The sequence below is a fragment of the Aliirhizobium sp. YIM B11859 genome, assembly GCF_057163345.1.
In genome coordinates this window covers 602,929-617,819 of the sequence record NZ_JBXHAY010000001.1, presented here as the reverse complement: position 1 = coordinate 617,819, position 14,891 = coordinate 602,929, and the positions used below count along the sequence as shown (strand labels likewise).

Sequence of the window (14,891 nt, the reverse complement as noted above, 5' to 3'; positions counted from 1 at the left end):
CAATGACGATCACGACTGCTCCAACCAACCAAATGATGCTGTTCATGACGTTCTCCTTTTGATGTCGCAAAAGTGAACGATCACGCCCCAAAAAGGTTCCCATGACACATGTCGGAACAGTGTCGGCCGGAAATCACCTCACACAAGGAAGCGGCCGATTGAGATTTACAGCCCGTCGCGCCGTAACCCCGAACTTCGATCGAGCTTGCCCTGCTCCGCCTTATAGAAGAACTGGCTCGCCACCAGCCACCCCTTGAGCGGCCGCAACGGCAATATGCAGGTCAAAAGCAGGAAGGGCAGCGAGATCAGCAGATGCACCCAGAACGGTGGCTGATAGACGGCTTCGATCCACACTGCCAGCGCCACACTCGGAACGCAGGCGAAACAAAGAACGAAAAAGGCGGGCCCGTCGGCGGGATCGGCGAAACCGTAATCCAGCCCGCAGACCTCGCAAGTCGGTTTGACCGTCAGGAAGCCGTCAAACAGGTGCCCCTGCCCGCAGCGCGGGCAGCGGCCCCGAAGACCCGTATTGTAAGGCGAAAGTGGCGGCCATTGTGCATCATGTCCCATGGGTCCGGCTTCCTCTCGATATCATGTGGAGATTGGCCTACCCTTGAACATTAGCATTCATCAAGGCACCAAGTTGTAGCGCGTCAATCTGCCTCTCCGAAAAGATGCAAACCATCAATCAGGTACAACCAACCCGCGGGTCAGTCCCAGATCGGCTCAGGGATGACGTGCCGCTCGATGATTTTTAGACTGCGGTCCGGCTCGATGACGTAGGTTTCGTGCACCTTGTCGCCAAATTCGTTGAAGAATTCATGCGGCACCGTACTGCCGATCGGCGACTTGGTCAGCTTCGTCCTCGGCTGCCCGCCATAGGTTATGCTGCCGGGAATGGGCTCCAGCCCGGCGCTGTTCAACGAGGTGCTGCAGCCTGTCAGCGAAACTGCGGCGGCAAGCAGGATGGCTACCATTTTCATGATCTGATCCTCAAAACAGGACATAGAGGCCGACCCCGTTTCGGGTCGTCATCTCGGGGATGAGATAGGGCCGGATCGATAATTCTGCTACCCTTGGCGCGGATATCGGATAAATCTTTCCCACACATCTCGCCCCCGAAAACCATTCCAAGGAAATCCCCGTGAAAAGACCCGTTGCCGGCATGTCGATCGCCGAATTGTCGATGTTGATCCACTCGGGCATCATGAGCCCCGTCGAGATCGCCGAGGCGGTCTTTGACGGCATCGAGCGCCATGCCGACAAGGCAATCTTCGTTTCACTGTTAAAGGACCGGGCCATGGGTGAGGCTGCGGCCGCAACCAAGCGCGTCGCCGAGGGACGTTCGCTGGGCTGGCTGGACGGCATCCCGATTGCCTGGAAGGACCTGTTTGATATCAAGGGCGTGGCGACGACCGCCGGCTCCACAGTCCTGTCGACCATGCCGGCGGCCGGCAAGGATGCGGCCGTCGTCGATCTCGTGCGCCAGGCCGGTATGGCCGCGATCGGCCGCACCAACATGAGCGAATTCGCCTTTTCCGGCATCGGCATAAATCCGCATTACGGCACGCCCCATAATCCGAAAAGCACTGACGTACCGCGCATTCCGGGCGGCTCCTCGTCCGGCTCGGCAGTTGCCGTAGCGGCAGGCCTCGTCCCCGTTGCGATCGGCACCGATACCGGTGGCTCGATCCGCATCCCGGCCGGCCTGAACGGTATTGTCGGTTACAAGGCAAGCCGCGGCCGTTATTCGATGGAAGGCGTCTTTCCGCTTGCCCAGAGCCTCGATTGCCTCGGTCCCCTCTGCCGCCGCGTACAGGACGCCACCTGGATCGATGCCGCCATGCGCGGCGCCAGCCGGCCGGACGTGATGCGCGGGACGGATGATCGAATCGAGATCGTCGTTCCTGAAAACGGCGTTTTCGACGGCGCCGAAAGCGGTGTCATCGACGCTTTCGAAGCCGCAATCGCACGGCTGGAAAAGGCCGGCGCCCGGGTCAGCCGCATGCGCATCCCGGCCTTCGAGGCAATCGCTGATCTGATGAAAAGTCGCGGCGCGCTGGTGACCGCCGAAGCTTTCGCGCTTCATCGTGACCGCCTGTCCGGCCCCGCCGCCGACGAGATCGATCCGCGTGTTGTCGCCCGCGTCCGTCTCGGCGGTAACATATCGATGGCCGACTATATCGACATCCTCGATATCCGCCGTCGCCTGACCAGGGAAACCGAGGACCTCCTGGCCGGACGCCTCGTCGCCTGCCCGTCCGTCGCCCATGTCGCACCGCCGATCCAGCCGCTTCTGGAGGATGACGACCTGTTTTTCGCCACCAACGGCAAGACGCTGCGCAATACCGGGTTCGGCAACTTCCTCGACTGGTGCGGCGTCTCCATTCCCTGCGGCAGCGGTGATGCGGGCATGCCGGTCGGCTTCCTGCTCTCCGGCATTGCCGGAGCGGACGAACAACTCCTCGGTGCAGCCCTGCGCTTCGAAGAAATCATCCGCGGATAAAGCCAGCCGGCAAAGCCAGATCTATCCGGGCAGTATTGCCCTGGTTGGTCTTTTTTTCTCAACCTCAAGACGGGCCGCACCTTCACGGCCCGTTCTTCTGCTTGGTCCATGGCCAGGCTCTGCCGGCGCAGATCGTTTCTCCCGGCACTGTGATGATCTTTGTCCGTTTCTCCAGCCGTGATCCGCTGCCTCGCGATGCCCGAGGCCGCATGCATCGATGACCACATCAGCCCCCACGCGATCCCATCATGTCCGCGCGGCGAAGCCCGGCTCCCCGCGCAAAACGCAGTCCGGTCGTACGACAAACTGCAGAATTCGCCGAAACCGCAATAAATACAATCCATGCGAGTAATATTGCCGCAGGGATGCATGTCGCATTGCCATCGCGACAATGGGGTTTACCTTTGATGTTAGCGCTAGCATTATAGCGTTTGGAGAGAGCGCGAGGAGCCGTACTGCCAACCTTGCAGAACGCGGGCTCGCTGGAGGAAGACATCATGAATATCGAAAACGCGCCCCAGACGGCGCCCGGCTTGCCTATGGGCAAGCTTCTGAAAAAAACGAACGTGCGGTGGACGATCCTCCTCATGCTGTTCGTCATCACCTCGATCAACTATGCAGACCGCGCCGTTCTGGCGATCGCTGGCCCTGCTCTCAGCAAGGAAGTCGGGCTGACGCCTGCCGAGATGGGATTTATCTTCTCTGCATTCGGCTGGGCCTATGTGATCGGGCAATTGCCGGGCGGCTGGCTTTTGGACCGTTTCGGCTCCAAGCTTGTTTATGCCCTATCCATCTTCTTCTGGTCCCTGTTCACGATCTTCCAGGGCCTGACGGGCTTCATCACCGGTGGAGCGGTTGTTTTCGTCCTGTTCGTGCTGCGCTTTCTGGTCGGCCTCGCCGAGGCGCCTTCATTCCCCGGCAACAGCCGGATCGTCGCCGCATGGTTTCCGAGCCATGAGCGTGCAACGGCATCGGCAATCTTCAACGCGGCGCAATATTTCGCCACCGTCATCTTTGCCCCCGTCATGGGCTACATCACCCATTATTTCGGTTGGCACTGGGCTTTCGGCTTCATGGGCGGCCTCGGCATCATCCTGGCCGGCATCTGGCTCAGGGTCATCTACAATCCATCCGAACATCCCCGCATCAACCAGGCCGAGATCGACTACATCTCGTCCGGCGGCGGCCTCGTCAACATGGACAGCCCCGGCAAAAAGGATAGCGCCGGCGGTGCGAAACTCGGCTATGTGCGCCAGCTGTTTGCCAACCGCATGATGGTCGGCATCTTCCTTGGCCAGTATTGCATCAACGCCATCACCTACTTTTTCCTGCCCTGGTTCCCGGTCTATCTCGTGCAGCAGCGCGGCATGTCGATCCTCAACGCCGGCATCGTTGCGTCCATTCCGGCCATTTGCGGATTTGCCGGCGGCATTCTCGGCGGCGTCATTTCCGATGCGATGCTCAAGCGCGGCTTCACCCTGACGGTCGCCAGAAAAACCCCGATCGTGCTCGGCATGCTGCTGTCGATGACAATGATCGCCTGCAACTACACCGACATCCAGTCAGCCATCATCTTCCTGATGGCCCTCGCTTTCTTCGGCAAGGGCATCGGGGCGCTCGGCTGGGCAGTGATGTCGGACTGCGCACCGAAGGAAATCACCGGCCTGGCCGGCGCCGTCTTCAACATGTGCGGCAATATCGCCTCGATCACGACACCGATCATCATCGGCTACATCGTCCAGACCTCGGGCTCCTTTAACGGCGCACTGGTCTTCGTCGGCGCCAACGCCCTCGTGGCAGCCGTGAGCTACCTCGTCATCGTCGGCGATATCAAGCGCATGGTCCTCAAACAGTAGCAGCAAGGTGCGAGGCCGCGCGGCCCAGTCCGCGTGGCCTCGGCCATCATCAGCATTCTTGAAACAGGCAGTCCCCGGACACCCCGCAATGACAGATAAAGGCATCGCCATGACTGAAGCTCCACTCTACATCAAGGTCCACGAAAGCGACAACGTCGCCATCGTCGTCAACACCTTCGGCCTGCCGGCCGGGACCGAATTTCCCTGTGGTCTCGTTCTTGGTGAGTTTGTCCCGCAAGGCCACAAGGTTGCGCTCAACGACCTTGCAGAAGGCGACGAGATCCTCCGTTACGGCGAGGTGATCGGTTATGCCGGCAGCGACATCAAAAAGGGCAGATGGATCGAGGAATCGCTCGTCAGGCTGCCGACGGCACCGGTTCTTGCCACGCTGCCGCTGGCAACTGCCGTCCCTGCCCCACAGCCGCCGCTCGAAGGATATACGTTCGAGGGCTTTCGCAATCCCGACGGTTCCGTCGGCACCAAGAACATCCTTGGCATATCGATGAGCGTGCAGTGCGTCGCCGGCGTTCTCGACATCGCGGTACAGAAGATAAAGAATGAGCTTCTGCCGAAATATCCGAATGTTGACGACGTTATCGCGCTCGAACATGTCTATGGCTGCGGCGTCGCCATCAACGCGCCGGAAGCCGTCATTCCCATCCGCACCCTGCAGAACCTCGCAACCAATCCCAATCTCGGCGGAGCGGTGATGGTGGTCAGCCTCGGTTGCGAAAAGCTGCAGCCCGAACGGCTGCTGCCGAATGGCCAGACGGGCTCGATTGTCACGCTTCAGGACGAAAAGCACATCGGTTTTGGCGCGATGATCACTTCGATCATGGAGATGGCAGATAAACGCCTGGCAGAACTGGACCGGCGCGAACGCGAAACCTGTCCAGCGTCCGATCTCGTCCTCGGCATGCAATGCGGTGGATCGGATGCCTTTTCAGGCGTCACCGCCAATCCCGCACTCGGCGTCGCCGCCGATCTTCTGGTGCGCGCCGGTGCAACAGTGATGTTTTCGGAAGTCACGGAGGTCCGCGATGCAATCCACCTCCTGACGCCGAGGGCCATCAACGAGGATGTCGGGCGGGCACTGATCCGGGAAATGGACTGGTATGACAGATATCTTGCCGCCGGCGCCTCGGACCGCAGCGCCAACCCGACCCCTGGCAACAAGAAGGGCGGGCTTGCCAATATCGTCGAAAAGGCTCTGGGCTCGATCGCAAAATCAGGATCGAGCGCCATTTCCGGTGTCCTCTCACCGGGCGAAAAAGCAACGCAGAAAGGCCTGATATATGCCGCCACCCCGGCCAGCGACTTCATCTGCGGCACGTTGCAGGCGGCCTCCGGCTGCAATATCGAAATCTTCACCACGGGCCGCGGCACGCCCTACGGCTTGGCCATCGTGCCGGTCATCAAGGTTTCTACCCGCACCGATCTGGCAAGGCGCTGGCATGATCTGATCGACTTCGATGCGGGCCGCATCGCCACCGGCGACATGAGCCTGGAGGAGGCCGGAATGGAAATCGTCGAACTCATCCTCGATGTGGCAAGCGGCAGGAAAAAGGCCTGCGCCGACCGCTGGCAGTTGCGCAATTCCATGGCACTCTTCAACCCGGCGCCGGTGACGTGAGCAACCCTTACCCTCTTCGCGGGCCAAGACGACACGCTCCTAATCCTCCGGAAGCGTAGCCGTCCGTCCGCAACTGGCATCCCGGGTTTGAACGTGCCCGGGATGCCAGCGAAATCAACGACGCAATGCCGACAGAAACATCAGGTGCTGTCGCGATCGACGATGCTGAAACCGATATCGACGATCTTCTCGCTCTCGCCGCCTTCGATACGCGCCAGGAGCATTTCGGCAGCGCGCAAGCCCAAAAGGTTGCGATCGATATGCACGCTCGACAAGGCCGGCGACGTATAGGGCGCATATTCGAGATCGCCGAACCCGAACACGCCAAGATCGGACGGAACCGACAGACCCCGCACCTGCGCCTCGGTCAAAACCCCATAGGCCAGTACGTCGGAACTGCAGCAGATCACGTCCACCGGCTTGCCGCTGTCGAGAAGCTCCGCGGTCCCGTCTCGTCCCTTCTTGAAGCTGCCGGGCGTTGCGATCGTGGAAATCTGCACATCGGTCACGCCGCGCTCGGCGAGCGCCGCCAGGAAAGCCGTTTGCCGTATGCGGGCCCGGTCATCTCCCGCAAAAACCAGTCCGAACTTGCGGTAACCCTTGTCGAACAAGTTCAGCGCGACACTGCGTCCCACACGTTCGTGCGAAAATCCGATCACCATGTCGATCGGCGTCGGCGTATAGTCCCACACCTCGATCACCGGCACCTTGGCGGAGAGAAGCCTGGTCCGCGTTGTCCTCGAATGGTTGATCCCGGTCAGGAAGACGGCATCCGGCCGACGCGACAGCACGGCCCCGAGGAGCTCCTCCTCCTTGTCCATCCGATAATCCGACATGCCGAGAATGACCTTGTAGCCGGACTGGCTCATCCGGTCGGTGAACCGTTCGATCGTATCGGCAAACACCGAATTGCCGATCGTCGGCACGATCGCGGCGACAAGCCGGCTCTTTTTCGACGCGAGACCGCCCGCAAGAAGATTGGGCACGTAGCCGGTGCGGTCGATTGCCGCCCTCACCGCCTCCAGCTTCTGCGGTGCCACCAGCTCCGGCCGGTTCAACGCCCGCGAAACGGTGATGGGCGAGACGCCGGCAAGCTTTGCCACTTCCTGCAGGGTGATTGCGCCTGAAGAGCGCGCCTTGCGGGCTTTTTTCGCGGGGGGAACAGGCGTCGACAAAAGGGAAATATCTCATTCGGTTATGGCACCGCACGATAGCAGCCGATCGCCTATGTGACAAACCCGGCACCGCGCCGCGCCCTCATCCCGAACGACGAATTGCCGCACGAACCAAGGCTAGGCAAACCATCTCAAAAGACGGAATGATAGCGTTATCAGAGGAGCCGGAGGAGATTGTATGACGAGTTGATCTCGTCGGCACGCTATCCGGGAATAGGTTGATCAGAAGAGGAAGACTGACATGAAATTGGGCTTCATTGGTTTGGGCATCATGGGAACGCCGATGGCAGGTCATCTGCAGGCGGCGGGACACGCTCTGTTCGTCAACACCATCGGCCCTGTCGCCGAAAGCCTGACAGCTGGCGGTGCGGTTGCCTGCGGCTCCGGCAAGGAAGTCGCCGAAAAATCCGAGATCATCTTCGTCATGGTCCCCGATACGCCGGATGTCGAAAAGGTGCTGTTTGCCGAAGGTGGCGTCGCCGAGGGCCTTCTTCCCGGCAAGATCGTTGTCGACATGAGTTCGATCTCGCCGGTCGCAACCAAGGAATTCGCCAAAAAGATCGCAGCGCTGGGCTGCGACTATCTCGATGCCCCGGTATCCGGCGGAGAGGTCGGCGCCAAGGCGGCATCGCTCACCATCATGGTTGGCGGTCCGGATGCGGCCTTCGCAACGGTGAAGCCGCTCTTCGATCTCCTGGGCAAGAACATCACGCTTGTCGGTGGCAATGGGGACGGGCAGACCACCAAGGTCGCCAACCAGATCATCGTCGCGCTGACGATCGAGGCCGTCGGCGAAGCCCTGCTTCTGGCCGCCCGCGCAGGTGCTGACCCGGCACGGGTTCGCGAGGCGCTGATGGGCGGGTTTGCCAATTCCCGCATTCTCGAAGTGCATGGCGACCGCATGGTCAAGCGCACGTTCGAACCGGGCTTCCGCATCGCCCTCCACCAGAAGGACCTGAACCTGGCACTCTCGACCGCCCGTTCGCTGGGACTGTCCCTGCCGAACACCGCAACGGCCCAGGAACTGTTCAACGCCTGCGCCGCAAACGGCGGTTCTGCCTGGGATCATTCCGGCATGGTCAAGGCGCTCGAACTGATGGCCAATTTCGAAATCGGCCAGACCCCGAAGGCCTGATGCAGGAAGGAATACGGCCTCATGGCTATCGCACCGAAAGATCTGCTTCGACAGATGTTCGCTGCCGCAATCGGCGCCGCACAACCGGCCCGCTGCGTGCCGGCCAATCTGCCCGAACCGCCAAAGGGGCGGCTTGTGGTGATCGGCGTCGGCAAGGCATCGGCTGCGATGGCAAGAGCCGTTGAGGATGCCTGGCCCGGCGACCTGTCGGGCCTGGTGGTCACCCGTTACGGGTATGCCGTCGCCTGCGACAGGATCGAGATTGTCGAGGCGGCCCATCCGGTGCCGGATACTGCCGGCCTCAATGCCGCAGCGAGAATACTGGATCTTGTCGCCGGCCTGACCGCCGACGATCTGGTCCTGTGCCTGATCTCGGGCGGCGGATCGGCGTTGCTGCCGTTGCCGATCGACGGCCTGACACTGGAGGACAAGCAGACCGTCAACCGGGCACTCTTGAAATCCGGCGCAACGATTTCGGAGATGAACACCGTGCGCCGGCATTTGTCAGCGATCAAGGGCGGGCGGCTCGCTGCGGCCTGCCATCCGGCGAGAGTGATCTCGTTGTTGATCTCCGACGTGCCGGGCGACGATCCTATGGATATCGCCTCCGGTCCGACCGTGGCCGATCCGACGACCTGCGAGGAGGCTCTGGCGATCCTCAGGCGTTACGCCATCGACGTCCCGGACAAGGTCATCGAGATCCTCGAAAGCGGCCGGGGAGAAAGCATCAAGCCTCACGACCAACGGATCGCAAATTGCGAGATCCGCATGATCGCCACGCCGCAAACGGCGCTTGAAGCGGCAGCCGATATCGCCAGACGGGCGGGATATACGCCCTTCATTCTCGGAGATGCCATCGAGGGTGAAGCGTTGGATGCCGGCAAGGTCATGGCCGGCATTGCCCGTCAGGTCGCCATCAAGCATCAGCCGTTCAGCCCGCCATGCGTGCTTTTGTCCGGCGGCGAGACCACCGTCACCGTCCGCGGCGACGGGCGGGGTGGACGCAATGTCGAATTCCTGCTGTCGCTGGCAATCGCACTCGACGGCATGCCGGGCATCTCGGCGCTTGCCGGAGACACGGACGGCGTCGACGGGATCGAGGAGATCGCCGGCGCCACATTCGGGCCGGACACGCTTGCCAGAGCCTGGAGCCTGGGCATGAACCCCGCCGACCGCCTCGCAGCCAACGATGGCCACGGCTTTTTCGAAGCCCTCGGAGAAAGCGTCGTGACCGGCCCGACGCTTACCAACGTCAACGACTTCAGGGCAATTCTGATTGAAACGGCCGGAGAGATTCCGGCCGGCAACACCTGACAAACCCGGCCGACACGGTCCGGCTGAGAAACGAGAGAGGAAAGGGAGAGAAAATGTCCATTCACGTGCCGTATACGGCCTTCCCCAACAGGTTCCGCCAGGATCTTCTGGCCGGCAAGCGTCTGATCGGGTGCTGGAGTGCGCTCGGTAGTCCGATCACCACCGAAGTGCTCGGCCTTGCCGGTTTCGACTGGCTGCTGATGGATCTGGAACATGCGCCCAACGACATCCTGTCGCTGATCCCGCAATTGATGGCGCTGAAGGATTCATCCTCCGCGCCCGTCGTGCGCCCGCAATGGAACGACACGGTGCTGATCAAGCGCCTGCTCGATGCCGGCGTCTATAACTTCCTTGTCCCTTTCGTGCAGAATGTCGAGGAAGCCAAGGCTGCCGTTGCGGCGACCCGTTATCCGCCCGAAGGTGTGCGCGGTGTCTCCGTCGCCCAGCGCTCCAACCATTACGGCACCGTCACCGACTATATGAAGGTGATCAACGAGAATGTGACCGTCGTCGTGCAGATCGAAAACGCCGCGGGCGTGGCCGCCTCCGAAGCGATTGCCGCCACCAGGGGCGTCGACGGGCTTTTTGTCGGTCCTTCTGATCTTGCCGCCGCCTGCGGCCATCTCGGCAATGCTGGCCATCCGGAGGTCCAGGCGGCGATCAAATCCGTCTTTGACGCCGCCAGATCTAAAGGCAAGCCGTCCGGCATCCTGGCACCGGCAGAGGCCGATGCACGCCGTTATCTTGACATGGGCGCCACCTTCGTCGCCGTTGGCTCCGACCTCGGCGTCTTCAAGGGAGCGACCCAGGCTCTGAGAGAAAAATACATCTAGGTCCGGGTGGGGGATAAGACGATCGGCACGCTGAGAAGTGGTGACCGATCACGGCACAAGACATGACGGCGAGAATTGTCTCGCTGTCGATCGGAGGCGTCTGCAATCCTCCGCTCGCGCCCCTTTGCCGATAGGGCGACGGCTTCTCCTTGCGGCGGCGCCATATCCTTGGCATCTTCACCCGCAGCTTATCCATCGCAGGAGTTTTACGGGCATTGACGAGCCAGAAGCAATATTCCTCCGACGGCACCAGGATCGGTATTCTGGATGATCAAGGCGCCGAAAAAACCATATCATTCGACGAGTTTTGTTCCCGTCTCGGCGTCGAGGGATGGGTTCGACTTCACCCTCGCGACTATTCGGATGTCGCGATGCTAGACACCGAATTCGTCCATTTCAATCTCGAGGCCACCGATAACGCTGTCGGCAAATGTTATGCCGTCATTCCGATCCTGCGGCCCGGCAAGCGCCTTCCCGACGGAAGAGAGCAGCTTCCGGTCGTCGACATGACCGCATACAGGGTCGCGTTCTGCGTCGAAGTCCTCCAGCGCCTTCCGGTCGATCTGGTGACGACTGAACAGTTCCGGCATTCCCTACCGTCGGTACGGTCGACGGCGGATCTTCGAAAAGCACTGATTTCGCGATACGCACCGATGCTGCCGGATATAAGTGAGGATGAAATTCTCGCACGCGGCGCCGCATTGTCACGCTTCAGCTTCATCGCCCCGCGTTAAAGCGATAAAGGTTACTTCCGCGGCCGGTCCTTTAATGACTCGATCAGCCTGTGGACTTTTTCCGTCGCGTAAACGATGTCCTCGCGCGGCAGGTGCACCGTGATCTCAAGCTCCGCCCACCGGCCGCCGTTATCTTTTGCATATCGGACGGCAGCCTTGAGAGAATCGAATTCGACAGAGGCAGCGCCGGCAGTCCAGAACTGCACGCTACATTTCGTTTCGCCGTAGTCGGAAAAAGCTTTGACGGGATCGAGAGCCATGCCGAAGCTCTACACCCTTGGCAACGGGTTGGCTAGCGTTTCAAAACAGTCGCACGAACCATGCGAAACCAAGGTTCCAAGGTGCAACGTATAGGGTGCAACGTATAGCATGAAACAAGCCTGTTCTCACGGGAACGGCTTCAGGCATAACAGAGATGATTTTCGGGAATTTTGGTAGCGGGAGAGGGACTTGAACCCCCGACACGCGGATTATGATTCCGCTGCTCTAACCACCTGAGCTACCCCGCCACAAGGGCTTCGCACTTGGCTCGGCCCGTTTGGATGTGCGGCTTATAAAGCCCGTGTCACCAAAGTGTCAAGCACATCGGCGGAGAAAAAAGAGGAGTTTCAACCCTCTATTTCAGCACCTGCCATTCACGCCTTCACGGGGCAGAGGATCAACACCAAATCACCGGATACCGTTTGCGCGAGGCCCCTCGTCCGTTTGGCCGTCAGGCTGCCACAGGTCGGGCAAGCAACTGCCGGATCGAGGCTTCGGCCTCTTCCGCACGCTCCGAACGCTCGATGAAACCGCCGCCATAAACCCGTGCATCAGGACCGATCGCGGAATAGAGCACGCAGGCCTGGCCAGGCGCCACACCCGCTTCACCGATGGACAGGTCAACATAAATGCCGCGCTCGTTGACATTCAGCACCGCCGGGGTCGGCGGACGCGTCGAGCGAACCTTGGCAAAGCAGGCAAATCCCTTGCCCGCGTCATCTTCCAGCGACGCATCGCCAAGCCAGTTCATATCGCGCAGATAGACACGGTGAGTGTCCAGCGCTTCCTTCGGCCCGACGATGACCCGGCGTGTGCGCGCATCGAGATAAACCACATAAAGGGGTTCGCCTGTCGCCACGCCAAGCCCCTTACGCTGGCCGATCGTGTAATGCACGATGCCATCATGCTGGCCGAGCACACGACCGTCCATATGGACGATATCACCGGCAAGCGCCGCATTCGGCTTCACCTTGTTGATGATGTCGGCATATTTTCCGGCAGGCACGAAACAGATGTCCTGGCTGTCGGCCTTCTTGGCGACAACGAGGCCCATCTCTTCGGCAAGCTCCCTCACCTGCGCCTTCGACATTCCACCGAGCGGGAAACGCAGGTAATCGATCTGCTCCTGCGTTGTCGCGAACAGGAACCAGCTCTGGTCGCGGTCGCTGTCGATCGGGCGGTAGAGCGCCCGGCTGTGCGGATTTTCGGCACGCGGATTGGCAGCCGAACGAATGTAGTGGCCGGTCGCCAGCGCATCGGCACCGAGTTCACGGGCAGTCGCCAGGAGATCGGCGAACTTGACCGTCTGGTTGCAGGCGACGCAGGGAACCGGCGTTTCGCCCATCGCATAAGCTTCGGCAAACGGATTGATCACCGTTTCGCGGAACCGCTTTTCGTAATCGAGTACATAGTGCGGAATTCCCAGCGTTTCGCAGACGCGCCGCGCGTCGTCGATATCCTGGCCGGCGCAGCAGGAGCCCGCCCGGTGCACAGCCGCGCCATGGTCATAGAGCTGCAGCGTGATGCCCAGCACGTCATAACCCTGTTGCTTCAAAAGCCCGGCGACGACGGACGAATCCACACCGCCCGACATGGCGACGACCACGCGGGTATCTTCCGGCTTCTTGTCAAAATCCAGCGTATTCACGGGACAACTCTCGCTGCAATTCCTGATGCCCTGCCGATCCTTCGGCGGCACTTCGAACCCGGCGCGGGATCGGCCGCCAGCCGGGCAATATCAGCCGGATATAGAAACTATTCATCCCGCGTGCAAGCATCACGGCATCAGGACTGAAACGAAGCCTGATGTACGGCGCTGGCCACGGCAGCGGCAGTGCCGTCGATCGGGCGATCTGTCCTGACTTTCGGCAGCGCATTCGGATATTCGCGCTGGATGAATTCGACGAGCTTTTCGCGCATCTCGCAGCGCATGTCGAAGGTCTTGGGCGCGTTGTTGGCGGAGACGAGGACACGGATCTCCATGACGCTTTCGCGAAAATCGGTGACCTGGACATTGACCACGCGTTTGTCCCAGATCTTCGAAGCTGCGGCTATTTCCTCCACTTTCTGACGGATGACCGAAACCGGGATCGTGTAATCGAGATAGATCATCACCGTGCCGATAAGAGCCGAGCCTTCGCGGGTCCAGTTCTGAAACGGGTTCTCGATGAAATAGGAAAGAGGCAGGATCATCCGTCTCCAGTCCCACAGTTTCACCACGACATAGGTGGAGGTGATTTCCTCGACATTACCCCACTCGCCTTCGACGATCAGGGCGTCGTCGATCCGGATGGGTTGGGTGATGGCGAGTTGGATGCCGGCGAATATGTTTTTCAGCATCGGCTGCAGCGCAAGACCCAGCACGATACCGGCGACGCCGGCCGATGCCAGCACGCTGACGCCATATTGCTGCACGGCCGGGAATGTCATCAGCATCGCGGCGATCGTGATCACCACGATCATCGCCCCGGCTATGCGCTCGGCAATGCGCGACTGGGTGACATGGGCACGCGCCAAAAGGTTGTCTTCCGCATCCAGCTTGAAGCGCCTCAGATAGACAGTCGTCCAGATATGCAGGGCAGCCTTGGCCGACCACCCGAGAACGAGGATGAAGCCGATCAGCAGGATGTGGCGGATGATGTCCGCCGGCCGGGGCGCAAGCGGTGCGATCGTGGCGGCAACCGATAGCGTGAATGTCAGGATTGCAAGCCTGAGCGGCCGCTTGCCGCGCGACACGATCGAGCGCCAGAACAGATCCCTGTTTTCGACCAGCCGTGTCAGGATGCGGAAAGTCAGCCGGTGAATGGCAAGCCCGATCAGGATGGCTGCGGCAAGCACAACGAGGCTCACCACCCAGTTTGGCAGCCAGTCGGTATATTGGCGAAATTCGACAATGAAGCGGTTCATCGCATCCCAGTTAGGGTGCGATGCAACATAGAAAAGATCGGCCGCAAAAATATCATCTTTTTCCTCCTTGATGCCGCAATCGGGGTGAGGAGAAAATCATGAATGAACGATCTGAGATTTTCGATCTCACTCGTTTTGTCGAAGCGCAGGCCGAAATCTACAATCAGGTGATTGCCGAACTGCGTGATGGCGAAAAGAAAAGCCACTGGATGTGGTATATTTTTCCGCAGCTGACCGGATTGGGCACATCGGCGATGTCGCAGCGTTTTGCCATCAGCTCGCGGGCGGAAGCGGTTGCCTATCTCGAACATCCCCTTCTCGGCTGGCGACTTGGCGAATGCACCACGGCCATGCTTGCCCATGAGGGACGCACCGCCCATGCCATTCTCGGTTCGACCGACGACCCCAAGTTCAGGAGCTCGATGACGCTGTTCCATCTGGTCAGCGAAAAGGGCTCGCCTTTCGAGCGAGCCCTTCACATGTTCTACGAAGGGGAGCACGACGGTCAGACAGCCGCGCTCCTCAACATCTAGTCAA

Annotated in this window: 14 protein-coding genes and 1 tRNA gene; 8 read left to right on the top strand and 7 right to left on the bottom strand. The window is 60.4% G+C overall.

Annotation, left to right across the window (positions count from 1 at the left end; genetic code table 11):
- Window positions 1-165: 165 nt before the first annotated feature.
- Together AC2GXZ_RS02785 and AC2GXZ_RS02780 are read right to left on the bottom strand one after the other, a co-directional pair.
- Window positions 166-570, bottom strand: coding sequence for a DUF983 domain-containing protein (locus AC2GXZ_RS02785; protein WP_483757592.1), 405 nt, complete (start codon window positions 568-570; stop codon window positions 166-168).
- Between the two features lie 140 nt (window positions 571-710).
- The gene (locus tag AC2GXZ_RS02780; RefSeq protein WP_483757591.1) at window positions 711-983 is read right to left on the bottom strand and encodes a hypothetical protein; all 273 of its coding nucleotides are present in this window, start codon (window positions 981-983) and stop codon (window positions 711-713) included.
- Between the two features lie 161 nt (window positions 984-1,144).
- Between AC2GXZ_RS02780 and AC2GXZ_RS02775 the strand changes: the two genes are divergently transcribed.
- The 3 genes from AC2GXZ_RS02775 to garD all read left to right on the top strand — a co-directional run bounded on the left by AC2GXZ_RS02775 (window position 1,145) and on the right by garD (window position 5,995).
- Window positions 1,145-2,506, top strand: a complete 1,362-nt coding sequence (locus AC2GXZ_RS02775) for an amidase (RefSeq protein WP_483757590.1) — start codon at window positions 1,145-1,147, stop codon at window positions 2,504-2,506.
- 497 nt (window positions 2,507-3,003) lie between these two features.
- Entirely contained in the window at window positions 3,004-4,362 is a 1,359-nt protein-coding gene (locus AC2GXZ_RS02770; RefSeq protein ID WP_483757589.1) for an MFS transporter, read from the top strand.
- An 88-nt stretch (window positions 4,363-4,450) separates the two neighbouring features.
- Entirely contained in the window at window positions 4,451-5,995 is a 1,545-nt protein-coding gene (garD, locus tag AC2GXZ_RS02765) for a galactarate dehydratase (RefSeq protein ID WP_483757588.1), read from the top strand.
- Between the two features lie 140 nt (window positions 5,996-6,135).
- Here garD and AC2GXZ_RS02760 read toward each other — a convergent pair whose 3' ends face one another.
- Window positions 6,136-7,170, bottom strand: coding sequence for a LacI family DNA-binding transcriptional regulator (locus AC2GXZ_RS02760; RefSeq protein WP_483757587.1), 1,035 nt, complete (start codon window positions 7,168-7,170; stop codon window positions 6,136-6,138).
- A gap of 241 nt (window positions 7,171-7,411) precedes the next feature.
- On the opposite strand from AC2GXZ_RS02760, the gene glxR reads away from it, so the two are divergent.
- The 4 genes from glxR to AC2GXZ_RS02740 all read left to right on the top strand — a co-directional run bounded on the left by glxR (window position 7,412) and on the right by AC2GXZ_RS02740 (window position 11,186).
- The gene (gene glxR / locus AC2GXZ_RS02755; RefSeq protein WP_483757586.1) at window positions 7,412-8,305 is read left to right on the top strand and encodes a 2-hydroxy-3-oxopropionate reductase; all 894 of its coding nucleotides are present in this window, start codon (window positions 7,412-7,414) and stop codon (window positions 8,303-8,305) included.
- A 21-nt stretch (window positions 8,306-8,326) separates the two neighbouring features.
- On the top strand, window positions 8,327-9,619 hold the full coding sequence (locus tag AC2GXZ_RS02750) for a glycerate kinase type-2 family protein (RefSeq protein WP_483757585.1): 1,293 nt from the start codon (window positions 8,327-8,329) through the stop codon (window positions 9,617-9,619).
- A 53-nt stretch (window positions 9,620-9,672) separates the two neighbouring features.
- Complete coding sequence (gene garL, locus AC2GXZ_RS02745) at window positions 9,673-10,452, top strand: 2-dehydro-3-deoxyglucarate aldolase (RefSeq protein WP_483757584.1); 780 nt, start codon at window positions 9,673-9,675, stop codon at window positions 10,450-10,452.
- 215 nt (window positions 10,453-10,667) lie between these two features.
- The gene (locus tag AC2GXZ_RS02740) at window positions 10,668-11,186 is read left to right on the top strand and encodes a hypothetical protein (protein ID WP_483757583.1); all 519 of its coding nucleotides are present in this window, start codon (window positions 10,668-10,670) and stop codon (window positions 11,184-11,186) included.
- A gap of 11 nt (window positions 11,187-11,197) precedes the next feature.
- On the opposite strand, the gene AC2GXZ_RS02735 is transcribed toward AC2GXZ_RS02740, so the two are convergent.
- The 4 genes from AC2GXZ_RS02735 to AC2GXZ_RS02720 all read right to left on the bottom strand — a co-directional run bounded on the left by AC2GXZ_RS02735 (window position 11,198) and on the right by AC2GXZ_RS02720 (window position 14,354).
- Window positions 11,198-11,446: a hypothetical protein gene (locus tag AC2GXZ_RS02735; protein ID WP_483757582.1), complete on the bottom strand. Its 249-nt coding sequence runs from the start codon at window positions 11,444-11,446 to the stop codon at window positions 11,198-11,200.
- Between the two features lie 172 nt (window positions 11,447-11,618).
- A tRNA-Met gene (locus AC2GXZ_RS02730) sits at window positions 11,619-11,695 on the bottom strand.
- A 203-nt stretch (window positions 11,696-11,898) separates the two neighbouring features.
- Entirely contained in the window at window positions 11,899-13,095 is a 1,197-nt protein-coding gene (gene mnmA / locus AC2GXZ_RS02725; protein WP_483757581.1) for a tRNA 2-thiouridine(34) synthase MnmA, read from the bottom strand.
- Between the two features lie 137 nt (window positions 13,096-13,232).
- Window positions 13,233-14,354, bottom strand: coding sequence for a mechanosensitive ion channel family protein (locus AC2GXZ_RS02720; RefSeq protein ID WP_483757580.1), 1,122 nt, complete (start codon window positions 14,352-14,354; stop codon window positions 13,233-13,235).
- Window positions 14,355-14,452: 98 nt separating this feature from the next.
- On the opposite strand from AC2GXZ_RS02720, the gene AC2GXZ_RS02715 reads away from it, so the two are divergent.
- Window positions 14,453-14,887 (top strand): DUF1810 domain-containing protein, encoded by a 435-nt coding sequence (locus tag AC2GXZ_RS02715; protein ID WP_483757579.1) that lies wholly within the window; start codon window positions 14,453-14,455, stop codon window positions 14,885-14,887.
- Window positions 14,888-14,891: the final 4 nt, after the last annotated feature.

What these genes read in the sequence shown, in the direction of transcription:
- AC2GXZ_RS02785 (WP_483757592.1), bottom strand. Translation starts at nt 570, where the DNA reads ATGGGACATGATGCACAATGGCCGCCACTTTCGCCTTACAATACGGGT.
- AC2GXZ_RS02780 (WP_483757591.1), bottom strand. Translation starts at nt 983, where the DNA reads ATGAAAATGGTAGCCATCCTGCTTGCCGCCGCAGTTTCGCTGACAGGC.
- AC2GXZ_RS02770 (WP_483757589.1), top strand. Translation starts at nt 3,004, where the DNA reads ATGAATATCGAAAACGCGCCCCAGACGGCGCCCGGCTTGCCTATGGGC.
- garD (WP_483757588.1), top strand. Translation starts at nt 4,451, where the DNA reads ATGACAGATAAAGGCATCGCCATGACTGAAGCTCCACTCTACATCAAG.
- glxR (WP_483757586.1), top strand. Translation starts at nt 7,412, where the DNA reads ATGAAATTGGGCTTCATTGGTTTGGGCATCATGGGAACGCCGATGGCA.
- AC2GXZ_RS02750 (WP_483757585.1), top strand. Translation starts at nt 8,327, where the DNA reads ATGGCTATCGCACCGAAAGATCTGCTTCGACAGATGTTCGCTGCCGCA.
- garL (WP_483757584.1), top strand. Translation starts at nt 9,673, where the DNA reads ATGTCCATTCACGTGCCGTATACGGCCTTCCCCAACAGGTTCCGCCAG.
- AC2GXZ_RS02735 (WP_483757582.1), bottom strand. Translation starts at nt 11,446, where the DNA reads ATGGCTCTCGATCCCGTCAAAGCTTTTTCCGACTACGGCGAAACGAAA.
- AC2GXZ_RS02720 (WP_483757580.1), bottom strand. Translation starts at nt 14,354, where the DNA reads ATGAACCGCTTCATTGTCGAATTTCGCCAATATACCGACTGGCTGCCA.
- AC2GXZ_RS02715 (WP_483757579.1), top strand. Translation starts at nt 14,453, where the DNA reads ATGAATGAACGATCTGAGATTTTCGATCTCACTCGTTTTGTCGAAGCG.